Raw genomic sequence first — 17,987 nt, 5'->3', positions numbered from 1 at the left:
CTTCCCGGCCTTTTTTGTCGCTCGGTAGAGGGATAATCCAAACACGATCGAGCGATATGGTTTTAGTAACGCTTCTAAGTCGATGATCGCGCTGACCTGTTTGTACTGATCAGACGGTGCGCGCCCGTGATCGGATCCCGGTCGACCCGCGTCGGTGCTCTCGAGCGCCGCGTTAGCGTCCCGGCGGCACCTGATCTCTCGGATCAGGTCGCCCACCGCAGGTGCTTCCCGGCCATCGCCGGACGCTGCCGACAACGGGTACGCCAACGGGCCAGGAGCTGATCATGAGGCTGCGCACAACAATTACCAGACGCCGCGCTCGCATCGCGACGGCGGCCGCCCTCGGCGCTCTCTGCCTCGGCCTCGCCGGTTGCACTGGTGCGCCGTCGATCGGGCCGGCCAGCGCGATGGCGCGAGCCGACCTCGGGATGGAGGCGTCCGCGACGACCTTCGCGGATTTCCCCAAGGCGCCGCAGGATCCGGCACCGAACGCGGAGACCGAGGGCGTCGTGCTGCACGTCAAGCAGGACGTCGCCGTGCACGTCGCGCCCAACGGCGCCGTGTTCGCCAAGCTCCCCGCGACCCAGCTGGAAAACCCGACCTGGGTGCCGGTGATCGCGGAACGCGGGCCGTGGCTGCAGGTTCTGCTCCCGTCCCGGCCCAACGGCGCGACCGGCTGGGTGCGCACCGGTAGCGAGGTCGAGCGGGCGCGGTCGCCCTACGTCGTGGACGTCGACATCGACGGGCGGCGGCTGGTGGTGCGCAAGGACGGCGCGGCGATCGGGGAGTGGGTCGTCGGCGTCGGCGCGCCGAACACCCCGACCCCGCGCGGCCGCACCTTCATCATGGCGGCGATCGAGGAGACCGTGACCCGGTTCAGCCCGATCATCCTGCCGCTCGGCGTGCACTCGGAAACCTTCAGCACCTACGGCGGCGGCCCCGGAACCGTTGCGCTGCACGGCTGGCCCGACCCCGCGGTCTTCGGTCAGGCCGGCAGCGACGGATGCGTCCGGGTGCCCGACGACGCGCTTCGGCTGCTCACCACGCTGCCGTTGGGCACCATCGTCCACCTGCGGTGATCGCCGCGGATGGAATCCCCCGAACTACGACAGAAAAGGAAGTGCGAAGTATGCGCAAGACTGCTTGCCTCGCCGGGATTTTCGCCGCCGGCACCGGGCTCCTGGCCGGCGCCGCGCCGGCCTTCGCGGACAGCGCCGACAACGACGGCATCAACGTGGGCAACGACAACAACCTGAGCCTGCTGCCGATCCAGTTGTGCGGCAACAACATCGCGCTGCTCGGCGCCGTGGTGCCGATCCTGTCGCCGCAGGCGAACGATTGCGTCAACGCGCCGATCGTGGACCACCCGACGGTTCCCGAGAAGCCGAAGCCGCACACCCCCACCCCCGAGCCCTGCCAGCCGGGCGTTCCCGGCGGGCCCGGCGGGAACGGCTCTCCTGGTGTCGGCAACCCCAGCGGGAACGGCTCTACTGGTGTCGGCAACCCCGGCGGCGGACTCGGCTGCGACCCCGGTGGGTCGACCCCGCGGCCGATCGAGAGGGTGTCGGACCCCAAGCCGCTGCCGACCGCGCCGGCGCCGGTCGCGGTCCGCGGGCACCACGCCGTCACGGGCTGAGATCATCCGACCGACTGGTTTATGTCACTCGAACGGGTATATGGCTAAGCCGTTGGTGGCCAGTGACGATTGATCAGCACTAGATTCCGGTGCTGCGTAGATCACTACGCACTCCACGTGGTCGTTTCGGCTCAAACGATCACACCCCCGGTGGTGGTGCCCGACGAAGTACTCCCCCTCTCTTCGTCGGGCACCACCACTGTTTTTCCAGCCATCCCGGGAAATCCCGGTCAGCCGCCGATCCGGTCGAACGAGCGGGCCGCGGCCAGGAACGCGTCGTTCTCCTCCGGCTGCCCGATGGTGACCCGCGCGCCCTCCCCGACGAAGGCCCGGACCACGACCCGGTTCTCCAGGCAGTGCTCGTTGAACTCGGCGGTGCGCTCGCCCAGCGGCAGCCACACGAAGTTCGCCTGCGTCTCGGGAACCTCGTAGCCGATGGCCACCAGCTCGCGGTGCACCCGCTCCCGCTCGGCGATCACGTTCGCGCACCGCTTCTGCAGCTCGTCCTGCGCCTCAAGCGAAGCGATCGCGGCGACCTGGGCGAGCGCGTTGACGCTGAACGGGATGGCCACCTTCCGCAGCGCGGCCGCGACCTTCGGCGGGGCGACGGTGTAGCCGACGCGCAGCCCGGCGAGGCCGTAGGCCTTGGAGAAGGTCCGCATCGACGCGACGTTCTCGCGCTCCCGAGCGATCTCGACGCCGTCCGGGCCGTCCGGGTCGCTGACGAACTCGAAGTACGCCTCGTCGAGCACCACCAGCACGTCCGACGGCACCCGGTCCAGGAACGACTCCAGCTCGGCCCGCCGCAGCAGCGTGCCGGTCGGGTTGTTCGGCGTGCACACGAAGATCAGCCGGGTGGCCGGGGTGATCGCGGCGAGCATCGCCTCCAGGTCCAGCGCGTGCTCGGAGGTCAGCGGCACCCGCACCTGCTTGGCGCCCACGACGTGCGTGATGATCGGGTACGCCTCGAACGACCGCCACGGGAAGATGACCTCGTCTTCGGCGGTGCAGGTGGCCTGCACCAGCTGCTCGCACAGCGCGACGGAACCGCAGCCGACGGCGATCCGCTCCGGATCCACGCCGAACCGCGCGGCCAGCGCCTCGGTCAGCAGTCCGACGCCCATGTCCGGGTAGCGGTGCACCTCGCCGGCCGCCTGGTTGATCGCCGCCACCGCGCTGGGCAGCGGGCCCTCGGAAACCTCGTTGCTGGCGAGCTTGATCGAGCCGGGGATGGTGCGACCCGCGACATAAGCGGGCAACTGGTCGAGGTCGGCACGAGTGCGCACGGTCATTTACGACTCCTAGCTCAGGTCGGTCACCTGGACGTTAACCCTCCCGAGAGAGGAATTGGGGGCACGGGTCATTTTGTGCAGCGGGAGCGGTTGATGAGCACTCGAGACTGTGCAAGTTGTGCGTGTGACAGCGCTCACGGATGGGGGTGTGCTGCGGATGGCCCAATCCGGTGCCTCATATTGGTGACCATCCGTTGAATTCACTCGTCCGACCGGTTGAAGTCGTTGACTCATGTTCACTTCGGCGTGATTACCTGCTCGGCATGACCCAAACCCGGACCGAGACGCTCGCGCTCACCGACGGCACGCAACTCCGGCTCACCATTGCCGAACCGGACACCGTGGTACGCGGCGGGCTCGTCGTCCTGCACGAGGCCCGTGGTGTCACGGAGCGGGTGCGCCGGTTGAGCAGCGCCCTCGCCGAGGAAGGCTGGCTCACCGTCGCGCCGCACCTCTACCACCGCGACGGCACCGACGAAATCCACGACCACCACCCGGACGAGCACGTGGACGACCAGGTGCGGCGCCTGTCCGGCGACGCGATCCTGGCCGACACCGACGCCTCCTTCCTCTGGCTTTCCGACCGCGGCGTGCCGGCCGACCGGCAGGGCGTCATCGGGTTCGACATCGGCGGCTCGGCGGCGCTGGTGGTGGCGGCCAGCCGCACCGTGGGCGCCGCGGTGAGCGTCGGCGGGCGCGGCATCCTCGAACCGCTGTCGGCCGGGCTGCCGCCGCTGGTGGAGATCGCGGGCGAGCTGTCCTGCCCGTGGCTCGGCCTGTACGGCGACGACGACGAGATCGAGGCCGGTGAGGTCGAGAAGCTCCGCGAGGTCACCGACGCCTCGCCGACGGTGACCGACGTGGTCGGCTACGAGGGCGTCGGGCACCGTTTCGACCGCGACGCGGAAGCGGCGGCGGAGGCGTGGCGCCGAGCCCGCAACTGGCTGGATCTCCACCTGCGGTGACGTCTGGGGCTGCCGGTGCGAACCGGCAGCTCACCGGCGCCGATGGCTGGCTGAACAGGGTCTCGTGGGTTACGAAGAGCACATGCCGTCGAGCACCGATTCCGAACAGGTTCCCGAGCTGTTGTGGCAGCCCAGCCCGGAACGCGTGGCCGCGAGCCGGATGGCCGCGTTCCGCGATTGGTTGCGCACCGAGCGCGGCGTCGACCTGCTCGACTACCGGGCGCTGTGGCAGTGGTCGGTGTCGGATCTGAACGCCTTCTGGTCGGCGGTGGCGGAGTTCTTCGACGTCCGCTTCCGCGACCGCGCCGAGCAGGTCCTGGTCGCCGAGGTCATGCCCGGCGCGCAGTGGTTCCCCGGCGCCACCCTGAACTACGCCGAGCACGCGCTGCGCGACGGCGCGGGCAAGGCGGACGACGACCTGGCGGTGATCTTCGCCCGCGAGGACGGCCGCGGCGAGGAGATCACATACGGCGAGCTGCGGGCCCGGGTGGCCGCGGCGCGCGCGGGCCTCGCGGCGCTGGGCGTGCGGGCCGGCGACCGCGTCGCGGCGCTGGCGCCGAACTGCCCCGAGACGCTCGTGGCGTTCCTCGCCGCGGCGAGCCTCGGCGCGACCTGGTCGTCGTGCTCGCCGGACTTCGGCGCGCGGGCGGTCGCGGACCGCTTCGTGCAGATCGAGCCGAAGGTGCTGATCGCGGTCGACGGATATTGCTACGGCGGAAGCACTTTCGACGTTCGGTCCACTGTGGATCAACTGCGCGGGGCGATGTCGGGCCTGGCGGGCATGGTGCTGGTCGACTACCTCGGCGAGGGCGCCGAGCTCGCGGGCACCGTCGGCTGGAACGACCTGCTCGCGCGGCACCGCGGCGCGCCGCTGGAGTTCGACCCGGTGCCGTTCGACCACCCGCTGTGGGTGCTGTACTCCTCGGGCACCACCGGCCTGCCGAAGGGCATCGTGCACGGCCACGGCGGCATGGTGCTGGAGCACCTCAAGACCATCGGCCTGCACTGCGACCTCGGCCCGGGCGACCGGTTCTTCTGGTTCACCACGACCGGCTGGATGATGTGGAACTTCCTGGTCGGAGGCCTGCTGACCGGCACGACCCTGGTGCTGTTCGACGGCAACCCGGGCTACCCGTCGCTGTCGGCGCTGTGGCAACTGGCGGCCCGGCACCGGGTGAACTACTTCGGCACGTCGGCGCCGTTCATCCAGAGCTGCCTGAAGCGCGGCCTGCGCCCGAAGGACGACTTCGACCTGTCGGCGCTGCGCGCAGTCGGCTCGACCGGAGCGCCGCTGAGCACCGACGGCTTCCGCTGGTTGGCCGACGCGATCGGTGCGGACGTGCAGATCGCCAGCGTCTCCGGCGGCACCGACCTGTGCACCGCGTTCGTGGGCGCCGCGCCGGACGTGCCGGTGTGGCTGGGCGAGATCTCCTGCCCGCTGCTCGGCGCGGCGGTGGCCTCCTACGACGAGTCCGGCCGGGAGCTGCACGAGGAGGTGGGCGAGCTGGTGCTGACCAAGCCGATGCCGACGATGCCGGTGTTCTTCTGGAACGACCCGGACGGCTCCCGGCTGCGGGAGGCGTACTTCGACACGTTCCCGGGCGTGTGGCGGCACGGCGACTGGGTGCGGCTCACCGACCGCGGCACCGTGGTGATCTACGGCCGCAGCGACTCGACGCTCAACCGCGGTGGCGTCCGGATGGGCACCGCGGAGTTCTACCGGGTGGTGGAGGGCTTCGAGGAGATCGCCGACTCGCTGGTGATCGACACCTCGGGCGCGGGCGAGGCCGACGGCGAACTGCTGTGCTTCCTGGTGCTGGCCGAGGGAGCACAGCTGGACGAGGTCCGGCCGAAGCTCAAGGCGGCGCTGCGCACGGAGCTCTCGCCGCGGCACGTGCCGAACCGGTTCATCGTCGTCGACGAGGTGCCGCGCACCCTCAACGGCAAGAAGCTGGAGGTTCCGGTGAAGAAGATCCTCGCCGGCACGCCGCCGGAGCGGGCGGTCAGCCGCGACGCCCTGCTGAACCCGGCGGCCCTGGAGCCGTTCGTGCAGCTCAGCGCTCACCCGAAGGGCTGACGGACGAAAAACCGACCCCCCCGTGACGGCCATTCGGAGGGTTGTGTAATCTTTTCTCCGGTGGCCACGAGGGTTACCGGGAGGCTTCGCCTAGTCTGGTCTATGGCGCCGCACTGCTAATGCGGTTGGGGGTTACGCCCCCTCCCGGGTTCAAATCCCGGAGCCTCCGCTGTGGCCTCCACCGCAAGGTGGAGATCACATAACTGAAGACGCGCCCGTAGCTCAACGGATAGAGCATCTGACTACGGATCAGAAGGTTAGGGGTTCGAATCCCTTCGGGCGCACGTCTGGTCGAGACAGCAGGAACCCCCTCTAGTCAAGGGGGGTTCCTTGCTTTTCGGGGCCTTTCCGGGATTCGACGGTCCAGCGTTTGCCGCCCTGCTGAGCACCCGGGTGAAGGGATCAAGCCGCGAGGAGGCGGCGCAGTTCGGTCGGGGTGTGTCCCAAATGCGCCCGCACGGTCCGGCACAGGTGTGCCTGGTCCGCGAAGCCCAGGTCGGCGGCGAGCTCGCCGAGGCTGCGTTCGCCCTGCTCCAGCCGGTCGAGCGCCTGGCCGACGCGGACGCGGTTTCGGTACCGGGTCAGCGACACCCCCAGCAGCAGTGGGAACGCCCGGCTCAACCGGTACGGAGAGACGCCGAGGAGTTCCGCGAGCGGGAGCAGCCCGCGTGCCGCCGGATGCCCCGCGGCGATCGCCTCGCGCGCGGCCGAGACCAGGACCGCGGTAGCGGGCGGCGCTTCCGACGGCGTCCGGCCGTCGACGACCTGGGTGAGGGCGGTCGTGAGCAGGCCCAGCAACTGCTCGGTGAGCGCGTAGCCCGCGTCTCCAGTGGCCATCGTCGCCAGGACGCGCCGGTGCGCGAGGTCGAGCTGGGCATCGACGTAGGCGGTCGGGCGCGGCCGGGACGATTCGCCGGCCAGGCTCCGCCAGAGCTCCGGCGTCAAGCCGATCGAGGTGCAAACGTCGCCGCCCGCGGGATGCGCGAAGTGCTCCTCTTCACCGGGTACTCCGAGGTAAGCGCTGGTGGGCGTGATGTCGGCGGCGACTCCGGCCACGCGCCTGCGGAAACGTCCGCTTCGGACCAGGACCATCCGGTAGCTCTCGTGCACCTCCGCCTCCGACCATCCCCGGTGGTCGCTGCGGCATTCCACCGCACTGATGGTGAAAGCGGGACGGTGGACGGAGGCGACTGTCGAGAGCACGTCCGGAAGCTACGCCACGGCTCCGACAGCGCAAGGATGTACAAGACGCGGCGCTGCTCGTCAGGACAGGCTGTTGTGCATCGAGGACATGGATTCGAGGAGGCACCACAGTATGTCCGCAATCGCCGAGTTGACCACGATCGCCATCGACTGCGCCGATCCCGCCGCGCTGGGCGAGTTCTACCGCAAAGTGACCGGTTGGGAACTCGCGCACAGCGACGAGGAGTCCGCGAGCCTCAACGGCCCGATTTCCCTGATCTTCCAACGGGTCGAGGGCTACCGGGGTCCTGGCTGGCCGGACGACGCCAAGCACGCCCATCTCGACTTCGCGGTCAGCGATGTGGAACGGGCGATCAAGGAATTGGTCGCGATCGGGGCGAGCCGGCCCGAATTCCAGCCCGGTGACGGCGAGTGGACGGTTCTCGCCGATCCCGAGGGGCACCTGTTCTGCATCGCGGCGAGCTGACAGAGGAGCGAAGCATGGCTTCCGTGCAACGGGAACTGCTGATCGAGGCCACTGCCGAGGAGGTCTGGTCTGTGATCCGGGACTTCGGCGGCGGGCCGGACCGGATGGCACCGGGCTTCGTTTCCAGTACCAGCCTTGAGGATGACGTCCGCATCGTCACCTTCACCGACGGAACGGTAGCCCGCGAACGGCTTGTCACCATCGACGAAGAGGCACGCCGCATCGTCTACGCGGTCATCGGGGACACCCTCCAGCCGGTGCACGACAACAGCTCGATGCAAGTCCTGCCTGAAGGAACCGACCACAGCCGACTGGTGTGGATCCACGACGTCCTGCCCGACGATCTCGCGAAGCCATTGGCGGCAGCGATGGAGCAGGGATTCGCCGTTATCAAGCAGACCCTGGAGTCCGCATACGGCCGGGAAGAGGCGCATGCCATCCACAATGGATCTTGATTGGTCGGGGGAGCTGGGAGCGCCTGGTGTCGCACTTCATTACCGTGCGTGTCCGCCTGGTGGGTGTGGATCGACTCCTTGCTCTCGCGCGTAAACATCCATAGTGGATTCTTGGTGAGACCGAAGTGAGACCGGACGGACCGGGACCGGGGAGTTCGGGGCGGCACTGCGCGGCACGAGTGAGAACGCCGCCCCGACTCGACCAGCATGGATCGGATCGGGGCGGACGCTGCAACCTCACCCAGCAGGTTCGACGAACGACTACGGATCAGAAGGTTAGGGGTTCGAATCCCTTCGGGCGCACGTCTGGTCGAGACAGCAGAAGCCCCCTCGTGCAGGGGGATTCTTGCTTTTCGGGGCCGGACTCGGTGACGTCCGGTCGGAGGCGATCTTGTGAGTACCGCGCTCGCTAGTGGCGCTGCGCGGTCCACAGCTCGTCGGCGGTGCCTTGGCCGAGGCGTTCCTGGTAGACGCGGACCTTGTAGCTGATCAGGTCCAAACACCGGTTGATCTGTGCCAGTTGGCCGGTTACGCGCTCTTCGTGTTCCCGCAGGATGGCCAGCCGGTCGCGTTCGTTGCCGTTGCCCTGGCGCACGAGCGCGGTGTAGCGGCGGATTTCGGCCAGTGGCATTCCCGTGGCGCGCAGCATGGTGCAGATGCCCAGCCACTCCACGTCGTACTCGCTGTAGACGCGGCGTCCCTGCCGATCGCGGCCGACCGGGTGCGCGAAGAGCTCCTCGCGTTCGTAGAAGCGGAGGGTGTCCACGCTCAGGCCGGTTCGGTCGGTGACCTGCCCGATGGTCAGATTCGGAGTGGGGTCGGTCATGGTGCCGAGCTTAGGGACTTGAGCTGGAGTCGACTCCAGCTCCTACCGTGCCGCCCCATGAGCAACTCCCACGTTTCGTTGGTGACGGGCGGTTCCAGCGGTATCGGCGCCGCCCTGGCGCGGCGGCTGCTGGTGCAGGGTCGGCGAGTGGCCGTGACCGGCCGCGATCCCGGACGGCTGGCCGAGCTGGCCGCAGAACTGGACACCCCCGACCTGCTGACGCTGGTCGCCGACGCCGGCGATCACGCGGCGACGGCCGAAGCGGTCGCCGCGACCGTCGAGCGGTTCGGGCGGCTGGACGCGGTCGTCGCCAACGCCGGTTACGCCCTCCACGACAGCGTCGCCGACGGCGATCCGGCTGCCTGGGACGGGATGGTGCGGACCAACGTGCTGGGCCCGGCGCTGCTGATCAACGCCGCATTGCCGCAGCTCACCCGCAGCCGGGGCCGGATCGTGCTCGTCGGCAGCGTGGCCGGCATGGTCCACACGCCCGGCAACCTCTACGGGGCGACGAAGTGGGCGGTGACCGGCTTGGCCGAGAACACCCGGAGGCTGGTGACCGCGGACGGAGTCGGCGTCAGCCTCATCTCGCCGGGCCGAGTCGACACCGCGTTCTGGGATCCGGTCGGGGGCGCGCCGGCAGGCGGAGGACTGAGTGCCGAGCAGGTGGCCGACTCGATCGTCTGGGTGCTGAACCAGCCCGAGGGCGTCGACGTCAACACCGTCACCATCCGGCCGCTCGGCGCGGCCGTGTAGTCGAGATCTCGGGTGTTCTCGCGGTCTCGGGTGTTAGCAGCAGTGTTGGCCGCGCCAGGCTTCGCGGCCTTCCTTGACCGCCACTGCTGCGATCACCAGGGCGACGATGGGATCGGCCCAGGACCAGCCGAGCAGGCTGTTGAGCAGCAGTCCCAGCAGCAGGACGCCGGACAAGTAGGTGCACAGCAGGGTCTGCTTGGAGTCGGCGACCGCACTGGCCGAGCCGAGTTCTCGGCCGGCGCGGCGCTGGGCGGCCGACAGGAACGGCATCACCAGCAGCGACACGGCGGCCAGCGCGATGCCCACCGTCGAGTGGTCGGCGGACTCCGCGCCGAGCAGCGTGCGCACCGATTCGACCGTGACGTAGGCGGCCAGCGCGAAGAACGACACCGCGATCACCTTCAGCGCCGCCCGCTCCCGGGCCTCGGGATCGCTGCCGGAGAACTGCCAGGCGACCGCGGCTGCGGAGGCGACCTCGATCACCGAGTCCAGGCCGAAGCCGATCAACGCTGTCGAGGAGGCCACCGTTCCGGCCGAGATCGCCACGACCGCCTCGACGACGTTGTAGGTGATCGTCGCGGCGACCAGCCACCGCACCCGGCGAGCCAGCACTGCCCGTCGATGCGGATCGATCGTGGCATCCGCCGCGCAGCAGTCGTCGACGCAGGCATCCGGCTCGACCGGTTTCCGGCGCTCGAGATCCTCGCTCACCGCGCTGCCTCCGGTTCGACCGTCGCTGCCGCGGGCTGGGCATCGTTGAGGCACGGCTGGTCCGTTTCGACGGCGAGCACGACGTGGACCAGCTCGCCGAGCGCACGCGCCAAGTGGGCGTCGGCCAGCGCGTAGCGAACCTGGCGGCCTTCGTAGGTCGCAACGACCAGCCCGCAACCGCGCAGGCAGGCCAGGTGGTTGGACACGTTCGAACGGCTCAGCCCCAGCTGCTCGGCCAGCACGCCCGGATAGCTCACCCCGTCCAGCAGCGCGACCAGGATCCGGCACCGCGTCGGATCGGCCAGCGCCTTGCCCAGTCGAGCCAGCGCCGCACCCCGCGTCTCACACGTCAGCATGAGTCGAACAGTACATCGAGCAATGATATAACAGCAAGGGCTGAACTGTTCTGGATCGACCGCAGCGTGGGACGCGGGATCAGCGCGTTGCCTTGACGCCAAGGGCAACGTTTAACTTCGACGTCATGCGGATCGGTGAGCTGGCCAGACGCGTTGGAACGACGACACGCGCGCTGCGGTTCTACGAGGCACAGGGCCTCCTCGAAGCGCGCCGCTCGACGAACGGCTACCGGGAGTACGGCGAGGACGACGCCCGGCTCGTCAACGAGATCCGCGCGCTGCAAGCCGTCGGATTCTGCCTCGACGACACCAGGCCGTTCGTCGAATGCCTGCGCGCCGGCAACGAGTCCGGCGACTCGTGCGCCGATTCGATCGAGGTCTACCAGCGAAAGCTGGCAGAGGTGGACGCCTGCCTCGAACAGCTCAACTCGGTGCGGACGAGTCTCCTCACCAAGCTGGGCAAGGCGTTGGCGAGGCACCCCGGGACGTGCGGCGTGACCGACCGAATCTCCAGCGAAGCGAACGAAACAGAGGAGCCCTGATGCCGGCCACCAACCTTCCCAGCGAGGTTTCCGCGGTCACGGACGAAACCTTCGAACGGGACGTCCTCCGACACGAAAAGCCCGTTCTGGTGGACTTCTGGGCGAAGTGGTGCCCGCCCTGCCACATGATCGCGCCGGTCCTCGCCGAGATCGCGAGCGAACGTGCCGACTCGCTGGCCGTCCGCAAGGTCAACACCGACGAGAACCAGCTCGTGGCAAGGGAATACCAGGTCATGTCACTGCCGACGCTGATGCTCTTCCTCGATGGTCGGCCCGTGCACGCGGTCGTCGGCGCGCGGCCGAAGGCACAACTGCTGGCGGAACTGGACGCAGCCCTGCTCCGCTGAGCGAGTGCGAAGCAGCGATTCCTGGCCTCGATTGGTGAATTTCAGTTGACCAAGGTTCCTAGGATCGTTGGGTATGGGGAGCAGCAAGATTCCGGTGCTTTGGGTGACCGGGGCGCCTGGGGCGGGGAAGTCGACGAGCGGCTGGGGGTTGTTCACCCGCATCTCCGGGCGGGGCGGCAGCGTCGCCTACGTCGACATCGATCAGCTCGGCTTGATCGGGCCGCCGCCGGGTGGCGGCGATGCGAGCCACGAGATCAAGGCCGCCAACCTGCTGCGGGTGATCGCTTTGCTGCGACGTCGCGGTGTTCAGCAGGTGATCGTTTCCGGTGTCGTGGATCCGAAGCTGGGCGTCGAACCGTTCTTCGCGGGCAGTGCTGAGGCGGGCCACATCGACCTCACGCTCGTGCGGCTGCGTTGCGACCGGGAGGAACTGCGGCGCCGATTCCTCGGGCGCGGATCGCCTGCCGGCCTGCTGACGGAGCTGTTCGAGCTGGTCGACAAGCTCGACCGCACCGCGATCGGCGCCCTCCTGGACACGACCGGACAGCACCTCGACGACACCGTGGACGCTCTGATGGAGCATTGCGTCGTGCGGCGCGGTCCGGTCCAGCCGCTGGTCCCCGTCGAGGACGCGATGCCGCCGAGGCCGGTGATCGTCGTGGTCGGGGCGACTGCGGTGGGGAAGTCGACCGCTGCGTGGAGCGTGCTGCGCGACCTCTGGCAGAGCGGCGTGCCGACCGCGTACATCGACCTCGACCAGCTCGGCTTCGTCCACCCCGGGCCGGATCACCTTCTCCAGGCCGCGAATCTCGCGGCGCTGTGGCGCGGCTACCGGCAGGCCGGGGCGCAGGCGCTGCTCCTCGTGACCCGCGAGCCAGGCGCAGCCGTCCTGGGAGCGTTGGCGGAGGAGCTTCTCGCCGTCGTCCGGCTGGACGCCGACGCCGCGACGCTGGAAGACCGCATCCGACGCCGAGCCGATGGCGAGTCGGCGCTGCTCGCGGGCGACGAACTCCGTGGTGCGCCGCTTGAAGTGCAGAGCAGGGTGGCTGCCCGAGCGGTGGCGGAGGCGGATCGGCTGCGGAGTTCCGGGGCGTACCGGATGGTCCTCGACACCACGGGCCAGTCTCCTCAGGAGACCTCCGCCGCGCTGCTCGACATGCTGAGCCCCGCCCTCGAATCCCTGCTCCCAGAACCCGATCCGCGCTGATCATTCGCCGGAACCTGCGAGTTCCAGTGCTTTTCGGGTCTGGCGGAGCGAACGGCCTGTTCGTCTCCGCTATCGAGGTGAACGGTCCGTTCGCTCCAAACCGCCCGCGAGAGCTGAGCACTCACGGCACGATCTCGCGCGGTGCGGTCTCAGCCGAGCCGGTGCTCTCCGGTGGGCGCAGGTCAGCGGGCGGTTCCTCCGGCAGGCCGATGCGCATGATCCGGGTTTCCCCGGCGCCTTCCTCGTCTTCGGTGTGGAGCGCGAGCCAGCGGTTGTCGGGCGACCACGCCAGGTCGTAGACGTTGCCGCCCGGCCAGTGGCTCATGATGACCTCGCGGTCGCTGATCCTGCGGACGCACAACTCGTGGCCGTTCGCGCCCCAGATGTCTCCTCCGGTGTCCGCAGCGGTGACCAGGTAAGCGGTGGGCGGGCTCAGCGCCAGTTGCAAGACGGAAGGCGCGACGTCCGGGATGGCGTCGACGACGGTCCTCGAGGACGGGTCGATCACGTGCACGTCCGGCCCGAACGCACCGGCGAACAACACGCGTCGGCGATCGCCACCTTCTCACCGACGAGCACCCGCGCCCGCTCGCCTCCGTCGATCAAGAAGTCCACGCCGGGAGCCAAGCCGAAGTCGATCCGGTGGGCGCCGGTGCGCGAGCGAACCTCTCCTCGTTCCATCGGGACTTCGACCACGACGCCGGTGTCCACGTCGTACGCGCTCTGCGTGGGCGTCGACGGAAGCCAATTCGTGCGCACGACGACATGCCGCCCGGGAACCCACGTCAAACGCCCGTGCTCCAAGGTGAAGCGCCGGTGCTCCGACCAGTCTGCGCAGTCGTACACCACGACCTCGGCGTCCCACCCGACCACGGCGAGGAAGCGGCTGTCATCGGAGAACGCCAGTTGTGTCGAGGTATCGGAGCCGAAGGGCCGGAGCACGAGCGGGTTGTGCACGTTCGGCACGAGTGGCACGTCCTCGGGCCGCAGGCTGTCGGCGTTGATCGGGAGCTGGGTGGAGCCCCACGCCACGCCGGGCCTCAAGTGCTGGATCCAGGCCGGATCGGTGACGCGGACGGCGTAGTCGGCTTGCACCAGCCATTCCTCGTCGGCCCACTGCCCGTCGCGCTCGTAGTAGAAGTCCTTGAGGTGCCCCCAGCCTTCCTCGGACGGCGGTTGGTTGGCGACGGCGGTGCGCTCGACGTGCGCGACGAACCAGCGGGCGTGCTCGGCGACCCAGGCCCGGTCGAGGATCTGGGCGGATTCGATGACCTCGCCGATCGGGTGTTCCCAGCGGCCGGATTCCCACAGCAGCCCCAGGAAGAACCCCGGGTCCCGCACCGGCGGCGCCAGGTAGCTCCGGCCGCTCGTCTCGTAGTACACGACGAACACGCGGAACCGCACTTCGCGGCGGTCCAGGTCGACGTCGAGGACGCGGGCCCCGAAGACATCGGTGGACATCGGTGATCAGCTCCTGCGTCGAACATCCGGCCTCATCGTGCCGCCGGAGTCTATGACGCCCAGGGGCGGCGAGTCATGGCTTTCGCCACTCCGCCCGCAGTGTCTACTGTGGATCGCGCCGCCAGTGGGCGAGCCAGTTCTTCTTGGGCTTGGGGTGCTTGATGTCGTTGCCGCCCATGAACGAGTAGGTGCGGATGCGGACGACCGGCGCGTTCGGCATTTCCGCGTCCTCGTCGACCTTGACCGTGTTGCCGCCCATGAAGTCCGTGGAGTCGACCACCACGCGCACCCCGCGCGGCACGATCACGTCGCTGCCGCCCATGATCGACACAAGCACGATCTCGATCTCCTGGCCGGGCAGCATCGCGTCGCGCAGGTCGATCGTGGAACCGCCCATCAGCGCGAAGTACCCGGACTTGCGGGGCACCCGCCAGCGGCCCTTGTAGTCGGAGCCGCCCATGATCGCGACCTTCCACCGGCGCTTGGACTCGTCGGCGGGTTCGGCGGGCAGGTTCGCCGGCGCGGCCGGCAGGTCGGCCACCAGCTCGTCGAGCTCGCTTCGCGTGACGGCCTGGTAGGCAGCGTCGACGCGGTCGGTGAACTCGACCAGGGTCAACCGCCCGGCGCCGACCGCCTCGGTGAGGCGCTGCGCGGTCTCGGCGCGTTCGTCGTCTGATGCGCGGAGGGACCGGTCGTCGCTCCCGTCTGGGCTGCTCATGTCAGCAGTCTAGGGCGTGGACGGTTCCGCCACGGCCGGATACCGGACATTTCGGCGTGCGGCTGCGCGGTGGAGCGCGGTGCCGATGAATCCGAAGCAAATGTCCTATATGGACACATAAGGTCGGGGAGATGGCGGGGAACCTGCAGAAGCGGGTGGGTCTGTTGCGCTGACCTGATCGGCTGCGAGCTGCGACCGGTCGGCGATCACGGCGCGGTACTCTGCTGGTTCGGCAATACCGGCGCGTTTCGCAGTGTTCGACCGGGCAGCTGGGGGTTACCTGGGGTGGACTTCTTCATCAGCCATGCGGGCCGGGACCGGGCGTGGGCGGAGTGGGTGGCCTGGCACCTGGTCGACGCCGGCTACACCGTCGAGCTCGACACCTGGGACTGGGCCGCCGGGGACAACTTCGTCACCAAGATGGCCGCCGCGCTCGACGGCTCGGAACGCGTCGTGGCCCTGTTCTCGCCCGCCTACTTCGAACCGCAGCGCTACACCACCGACGAGTGGGCCGCCGCGTTCGTGCACGACGAGCAGCAGCGTTCCAGGTTGCTCCCGCTGGTGGTGGAAGAGTGCGAGCCGCCGCAGCTGCTGCGCCCGCTGATCGCGCAGAAACTCTTCGGGCTGGACGAGGATCAGGCCCGCAAGGCGTTGCTGGATGCGGCTCGCGGCCCGCAGCGCCCGGACGGAAGGCCGGAGTTCCCGCCCAGCGCGCAAACCGGTCGTCAGGAGGCCGGTTCCCGGCCGCGCGTTCCCGGGCGTCCGCCCGCGGTTTGGAACGTGCCCGGGCGGAACTCGGACTTCACCGGCCGCGACGGTGTGCTGGTGCCGCTGCGGGAGCGGTTGCTCTCCGGCAAGAACACGCAGGTCCTGCACGGGATCGGCGGTGTCGGCAAGACGCAGCTGGCGATCGAGTACGCGCACGGCTTCGCCGCCGGGTACGACCTGGTGTGGTGGATCGACTCCGAGCGGACCGGCCTGATCAGCGAGCAGTTCGCGGCGCTGGCCGTCGCGGCGGGCCTGGTCGGCACGAACACCGACCACACCGCGGCGGAACTCGCGGTGCGCAAGTACTTCCGGGAGAACTCCCGGTGGTTGCTCGTCTTCGACAACGCCGAGGAACCGGCCGCCGTGCGGCCCTGGCTTTCCGGGGCCGCCGGGCATGTGCTGATCACCTCGCGGAATCCCGCCTGGAACGAGGTCGGGACGCGCACCGAGGTGCAGGAGTTCCAGCGGCAGGAGTCGATCGCGCTGCTGCGCTCCCGCCAACCCGACCTCGCGGACGCCGAAGCCGACCGGCTCGCCGACGAGCTCGGCGACCTGCCGCTCGCGCTGGCGCAGGCAGGCGGCACGCTGGCCGAAACCGGCCTGTCGGTGCCGGAATACCTCCGGCTGCTGGCGAGCCGCACGAACGACGTGCTCAACGAGAAGCCGCCGAGTTCGTACTCGACGTCGCTGGCGGCTGCGGTGCGCGTGTCGATGGAGCGGTTGGCGGCGGATGAGCCCGCCGCAGTTGCGTTGCTCCAGGTGTGCGCGATGTTCGCGCCGGAGCCGATTCCGACCGGCTGGCTGAACAAACCCGAGGCGTTGCCGGATGAGCTGGCGGCGGTCGCCGGGGATCCGCTCGCGTTCGGCAAGCTGGTCGGGCGGATCGGCCGCATCGGATTGGCCCGGGTCGGCAACGCGACCATCCGCATCCACCGCCTGGTGCGGTCGGTCATCCGCGACCAGCTGTCGGCCGACCGGCGAAATGCGTTGCGCACCAGCGCAGAAGCCCTGCTCGCCGAGGTCGAACCAGGCAGCACGGATGATCCGATGGCGTGGCCGGAGTGGGCGCGGTTGCTGCCACACCTGGTCGAGGCGGACCCGGCGACCACGGGCAACGAACGGCTGCGTTCGCTCGCCTGCGACGCCGCCCTGTACTTGCTGAGGCGCGGGGATGTTGCGTCGGCCATGCCATTCGTCCGCCGCCTCTACGAACAGTGGCGAGAACGGATCGGTCCGGATGACATCCACACGTTGACCGCGGCGAACGAGGTCGCCCACAGTCACTACCAGCTCGGAGAGTTCCACAAGGCACACGTGCTGATTGAGGACACCTTGCCCAGGTGGCAGGAGAATTTCGGGGGCGACCATGTCGGAACGCTGCGCTCCATGAACGACCTCGGCGTGATCCGCGGCGAACTTGGCGAATATGGGCTGTCTTGCGAAACGTACGAGGCTGTATGGGGGAAGCGTCGTCATCTTCTAGGCGAGGATGATCCGGAAACCACGTTCGCGATGACGAACTTGGCAAACGCTTTGATCCGTGTCGGCTTGGAATCGCGCGCACGTGAACTGCACGAGTCGGCATTTAGGCAGTTTCGACAGGCACTGGATGATGATCATCCGTATGTTCTGCGGGCAAAAACCAGCTTGGCGACGATGCTGGCTCGTGCAGGTGAGGTTCGGCGAGCTCGAGAGCTCTGCGAGGAAGCTTGGGAGAAGCGCCGGGAGGTGCTCGGTGAGGAACATCCAGACGTCCTAAATTCGATGGGAACCGCAGCGTTCGTGTACGCGAAGCTCGGGGAGAACGAGAAGGCGTGCCGGTTGAGGCGGGAGGCGTGGCAGCGGTTGCGCCAGGTGTTGGGCGAAAATCATCCTGAAACTCTGGTCGCCGCGTCCAACTTCGGCCGGATCTTGATAAGGGTGAATCGGACAGCGCAGGCCCGACCGTTGTTGGCCGATGTGCATGAGCGACAGCGGAAGATTTTCGGTTCCGATCACCCGGTTGTGCTGGAGACCTACTCCTTTGTGGCCATTGCGCTCTACAAGGTGGGAAAGGTCGCTCGGGCCCGGCATGTGGCTGACAGCGTCATGGCCGCATCCCGGCGCAGGTTCGGCGAGGGGACGTACCAGGTGAGGCAGGCCGAGGAGCGGCTGAAACCGATTCTCCGGACCACCCCTCGCCCTTCGAAGCGGCGTTGAAC

Annotated in this window: 19 protein-coding genes and 2 tRNA genes; 13 read left to right on the top strand and 8 right to left on the bottom strand. The window is 68.7% G+C overall.

The features are described 5' to 3' along the window. Window positions 1–284 precede the first annotated feature (284 nt). Window positions 285–1,079, top strand: coding sequence for a L,D-transpeptidase (locus AB0I53_RS11000; protein ID WP_358599907.1), 795 nt, complete (start codon window positions 285–287; stop codon window positions 1,077–1,079). A 50-nt stretch (window positions 1,080–1,129) separates the two neighbouring features. Then, entirely contained in the window at window positions 1,130–1,636 is a 507-nt protein-coding gene (locus AB0I53_RS10995; RefSeq protein ID WP_358599904.1) for a hypothetical protein, read from the top strand. Window positions 1,637–1,866: 230 nt separating this feature from the next. On the opposite strand, the gene hisC is transcribed toward AB0I53_RS10995, so the two are convergent. Next, window positions 1,867–2,928 carry a histidinol-phosphate transaminase gene (hisC, locus tag AB0I53_RS10990; protein WP_358599901.1) on the bottom strand — a complete coding sequence of 354 codons (1,062 nt, stop codon included), beginning with the start codon at window positions 2,926–2,928 and terminating at the stop codon, window positions 1,867–1,869. A 263-nt stretch (window positions 2,929–3,191) separates the two neighbouring features. Between hisC and AB0I53_RS10985 the strand changes: the two genes are divergently transcribed. From AB0I53_RS10985 to AB0I53_RS10970, 4 genes are all read left to right on the top strand, one after another. Beyond that, window positions 3,192–3,893, top strand: coding sequence for a dienelactone hydrolase family protein (locus tag AB0I53_RS10985; protein ID WP_358599898.1), 702 nt, complete (start codon window positions 3,192–3,194; stop codon window positions 3,891–3,893). Window positions 3,894–3,975: 82 nt separating this feature from the next. After that, on the top strand, window positions 3,976–5,970 hold the full coding sequence (locus AB0I53_RS10980) for an acetoacetate--CoA ligase (protein ID WP_358599895.1): 1,995 nt from the start codon (window positions 3,976–3,978) through the stop codon (window positions 5,968–5,970). A gap of 79 nt (window positions 5,971–6,049) precedes the next feature. Next, window positions 6,050–6,139 (top strand) — tRNA-Ser (locus AB0I53_RS10975). A gap of 42 nt (window positions 6,140–6,181) precedes the next feature. Continuing rightward, window positions 6,182–6,254 (top strand) — tRNA-Arg (locus AB0I53_RS10970). A 118-nt stretch (window positions 6,255–6,372) separates the two neighbouring features. On the opposite strand, the gene AB0I53_RS10965 is transcribed toward AB0I53_RS10970, so the two are convergent. After that, window positions 6,373–7,122: a helix-turn-helix transcriptional regulator gene (locus tag AB0I53_RS10965; protein ID WP_358599893.1), complete on the bottom strand. Its 750-nt coding sequence runs from the start codon at window positions 7,120–7,122 to the stop codon at window positions 6,373–6,375. Window positions 7,123–7,285: 163 nt separating this feature from the next. Here AB0I53_RS10965 and AB0I53_RS10960 point away from each other — a divergent pair, with 163 nt between their 5' ends. Then, complete coding sequence (locus AB0I53_RS10960; protein WP_358599891.1) at window positions 7,286–7,639, top strand: VOC family protein; 354 nt, start codon at window positions 7,286–7,288, stop codon at window positions 7,637–7,639. 14 nt (window positions 7,640–7,653) lie between these two features. Continuing rightward, window positions 7,654–8,094, top strand: a complete 441-nt coding sequence (locus AB0I53_RS10955; protein WP_358599888.1) for an SRPBCC family protein — start codon at window positions 7,654–7,656, stop codon at window positions 8,092–8,094. Between the two features lie 409 nt (window positions 8,095–8,503). Here the strand turns inward: AB0I53_RS10955 and AB0I53_RS10950 are convergent, their stop codons facing one another. Next, window positions 8,504–8,920 carry a MerR family transcriptional regulator gene (locus tag AB0I53_RS10950; RefSeq protein WP_358599885.1) on the bottom strand — a complete coding sequence of 139 codons (417 nt, stop codon included), beginning with the start codon at window positions 8,918–8,920 and terminating at the stop codon, window positions 8,504–8,506. 57 nt (window positions 8,921–8,977) lie between these two features. On the opposite strand from AB0I53_RS10950, the gene AB0I53_RS10945 reads away from it, so the two are divergent. Then, window positions 8,978–9,676: an SDR family NAD(P)-dependent oxidoreductase gene (locus tag AB0I53_RS10945; protein WP_358599882.1), complete on the top strand. Its 699-nt coding sequence runs from the start codon at window positions 8,978–8,980 to the stop codon at window positions 9,674–9,676. 33 nt (window positions 9,677–9,709) lie between these two features. Here the strand turns inward: AB0I53_RS10945 and AB0I53_RS10940 are convergent, their stop codons facing one another. Together AB0I53_RS10940 and AB0I53_RS10935 are read right to left on the bottom strand one after the other, a co-directional pair. Beyond that, window positions 9,710–10,309 (bottom strand): cation transporter, encoded by a 600-nt coding sequence (locus AB0I53_RS10940; RefSeq protein WP_358600110.1) that lies wholly within the window; start codon window positions 10,307–10,309, stop codon window positions 9,710–9,712. Between the two features lie 74 nt (window positions 10,310–10,383). Continuing rightward, window positions 10,384–10,743: a metalloregulator ArsR/SmtB family transcription factor gene (locus AB0I53_RS10935; protein ID WP_358599879.1), complete on the bottom strand. Its 360-nt coding sequence runs from the start codon at window positions 10,741–10,743 to the stop codon at window positions 10,384–10,386. 125 nt (window positions 10,744–10,868) lie between these two features. Here AB0I53_RS10935 and AB0I53_RS10930 point away from each other — a divergent pair, with 125 nt between their 5' ends. The 3 genes from AB0I53_RS10930 to AB0I53_RS10920 all read left to right on the top strand — a co-directional run bounded on the left by AB0I53_RS10930 (window position 10,869) and on the right by AB0I53_RS10920 (window position 12,839). Continuing rightward, a complete protein-coding gene (locus AB0I53_RS10930) occupies window positions 10,869–11,285 on the top strand; it encodes a MerR family transcriptional regulator (RefSeq protein WP_358599876.1) in 417 nt (138 codons plus the stop codon). Beyond that, window positions 11,285–11,632: a thioredoxin gene (gene trxA / locus AB0I53_RS10925; RefSeq protein ID WP_358599873.1), complete on the top strand. Its 348-nt coding sequence runs from the start codon at window positions 11,285–11,287 to the stop codon at window positions 11,630–11,632. The genes AB0I53_RS10930 and trxA overlap by 1 nt, the downstream gene beginning before the upstream one ends. A gap of 73 nt (window positions 11,633–11,705) precedes the next feature. After that, window positions 11,706–12,839 carry a hypothetical protein gene (locus tag AB0I53_RS10920; RefSeq protein WP_358599870.1) on the top strand — a complete coding sequence of 378 codons (1,134 nt, stop codon included), beginning with the start codon at window positions 11,706–11,708 and terminating at the stop codon, window positions 12,837–12,839. A 121-nt stretch (window positions 12,840–12,960) separates the two neighbouring features. Here AB0I53_RS10920 and AB0I53_RS10915 read toward each other — a convergent pair whose 3' ends face one another. The 3 genes from AB0I53_RS10915 to AB0I53_RS10905 form a co-directional block, all read right to left on the bottom strand. Beyond that, window positions 12,961–13,383 (bottom strand): hypothetical protein, encoded by a 423-nt coding sequence (locus tag AB0I53_RS10915; protein WP_358599867.1) that lies wholly within the window; start codon window positions 13,381–13,383, stop codon window positions 12,961–12,963. Continuing rightward, entirely contained in the window at window positions 13,344–14,300 is a 957-nt protein-coding gene (locus AB0I53_RS10910; protein ID WP_358599864.1) for a hypothetical protein, read from the bottom strand. Before AB0I53_RS10910 ends, AB0I53_RS10915 begins: the two co-directional genes overlap by 40 nt. 103 nt (window positions 14,301–14,403) lie before the next feature. Further along, on the bottom strand, window positions 14,404–15,018 hold the full coding sequence (locus AB0I53_RS10905; protein WP_358599862.1) for a DUF1707 domain-containing protein: 615 nt from the start codon (window positions 15,016–15,018) through the stop codon (window positions 14,404–14,406). Window positions 15,019–15,303: 285 nt separating this feature from the next. On the opposite strand from AB0I53_RS10905, the gene fxsT reads away from it, so the two are divergent. Continuing rightward, a complete protein-coding gene (fxsT, locus tag AB0I53_RS10900; RefSeq protein WP_358599859.1) occupies window positions 15,304–17,985 on the top strand; it encodes an FxSxx-COOH system tetratricopeptide repeat protein in 2,682 nt (893 codons plus the stop codon). The last annotated feature ends 2 nt before the right edge of the window (window positions 17,986–17,987 follow it).

The sequence above is a fragment of the Saccharopolyspora sp. NPDC050389 genome (genome assembly GCF_040655595.1).
In the GTDB taxonomy this organism is placed as follows: Bacteria; Actinomycetota; Actinomycetes; order Mycobacteriales; family Pseudonocardiaceae; genus Saccharopolyspora.
Note: the sequence above shows the minus strand (reverse complement) of the source record. Positions and strands in the feature narration are given on the sequence as shown.

What these genes read in the sequence shown, in the direction of transcription:
- AB0I53_RS11000 (WP_358599907.1), top strand. Translation starts at nt 285, where the DNA reads ATGAGGCTGCGCACAACAATTACCAGACGCCGCGCTCGCATCGCGACG.
- AB0I53_RS10995 (WP_358599904.1), top strand. Translation starts at nt 1,130, where the DNA reads ATGCGCAAGACTGCTTGCCTCGCCGGGATTTTCGCCGCCGGCACCGGG.
- hisC (WP_358599901.1), bottom strand. Translation starts at nt 2,928, where the DNA reads ATGACCGTGCGCACTCGTGCCGACCTCGACCAGTTGCCCGCTTATGTC.
- AB0I53_RS10985 (WP_358599898.1), top strand. Translation starts at nt 3,192, where the DNA reads ATGACCCAAACCCGGACCGAGACGCTCGCGCTCACCGACGGCACGCAA.
- AB0I53_RS10980 (WP_358599895.1), top strand. Translation starts at nt 3,976, where the DNA reads ATGCCGTCGAGCACCGATTCCGAACAGGTTCCCGAGCTGTTGTGGCAG.
- AB0I53_RS10960 (WP_358599891.1), top strand. Translation starts at nt 7,286, where the DNA reads ATGTCCGCAATCGCCGAGTTGACCACGATCGCCATCGACTGCGCCGAT.
- AB0I53_RS10955 (WP_358599888.1), top strand. Translation starts at nt 7,654, where the DNA reads ATGGCTTCCGTGCAACGGGAACTGCTGATCGAGGCCACTGCCGAGGAG.
- AB0I53_RS10950 (WP_358599885.1), bottom strand. Translation starts at nt 8,920, where the DNA reads ATGACCGACCCCACTCCGAATCTGACCATCGGGCAGGTCACCGACCGA.
- AB0I53_RS10945 (WP_358599882.1), top strand. Translation starts at nt 8,978, where the DNA reads ATGAGCAACTCCCACGTTTCGTTGGTGACGGGCGGTTCCAGCGGTATC.
- AB0I53_RS10935 (WP_358599879.1), bottom strand. Translation starts at nt 10,743, where the DNA reads ATGCTGACGTGTGAGACGCGGGGTGCGGCGCTGGCTCGACTGGGCAAG.
- AB0I53_RS10930 (WP_358599876.1), top strand. Translation starts at nt 10,869, where the DNA reads ATGCGGATCGGTGAGCTGGCCAGACGCGTTGGAACGACGACACGCGCG.
- trxA (WP_358599873.1), top strand. Translation starts at nt 11,285, where the DNA reads ATGCCGGCCACCAACCTTCCCAGCGAGGTTTCCGCGGTCACGGACGAA.
- AB0I53_RS10920 (WP_358599870.1), top strand. Translation starts at nt 11,706, where the DNA reads ATGGGGAGCAGCAAGATTCCGGTGCTTTGGGTGACCGGGGCGCCTGGG.
- AB0I53_RS10910 (WP_358599864.1), bottom strand. Translation starts at nt 14,300, where the DNA reads ATGTCCACCGATGTCTTCGGGGCCCGCGTCCTCGACGTCGACCTGGAC.
- AB0I53_RS10905 (WP_358599862.1), bottom strand. Translation starts at nt 15,018, where the DNA reads ATGAGCAGCCCAGACGGGAGCGACGACCGGTCCCTCCGCGCATCAGAC.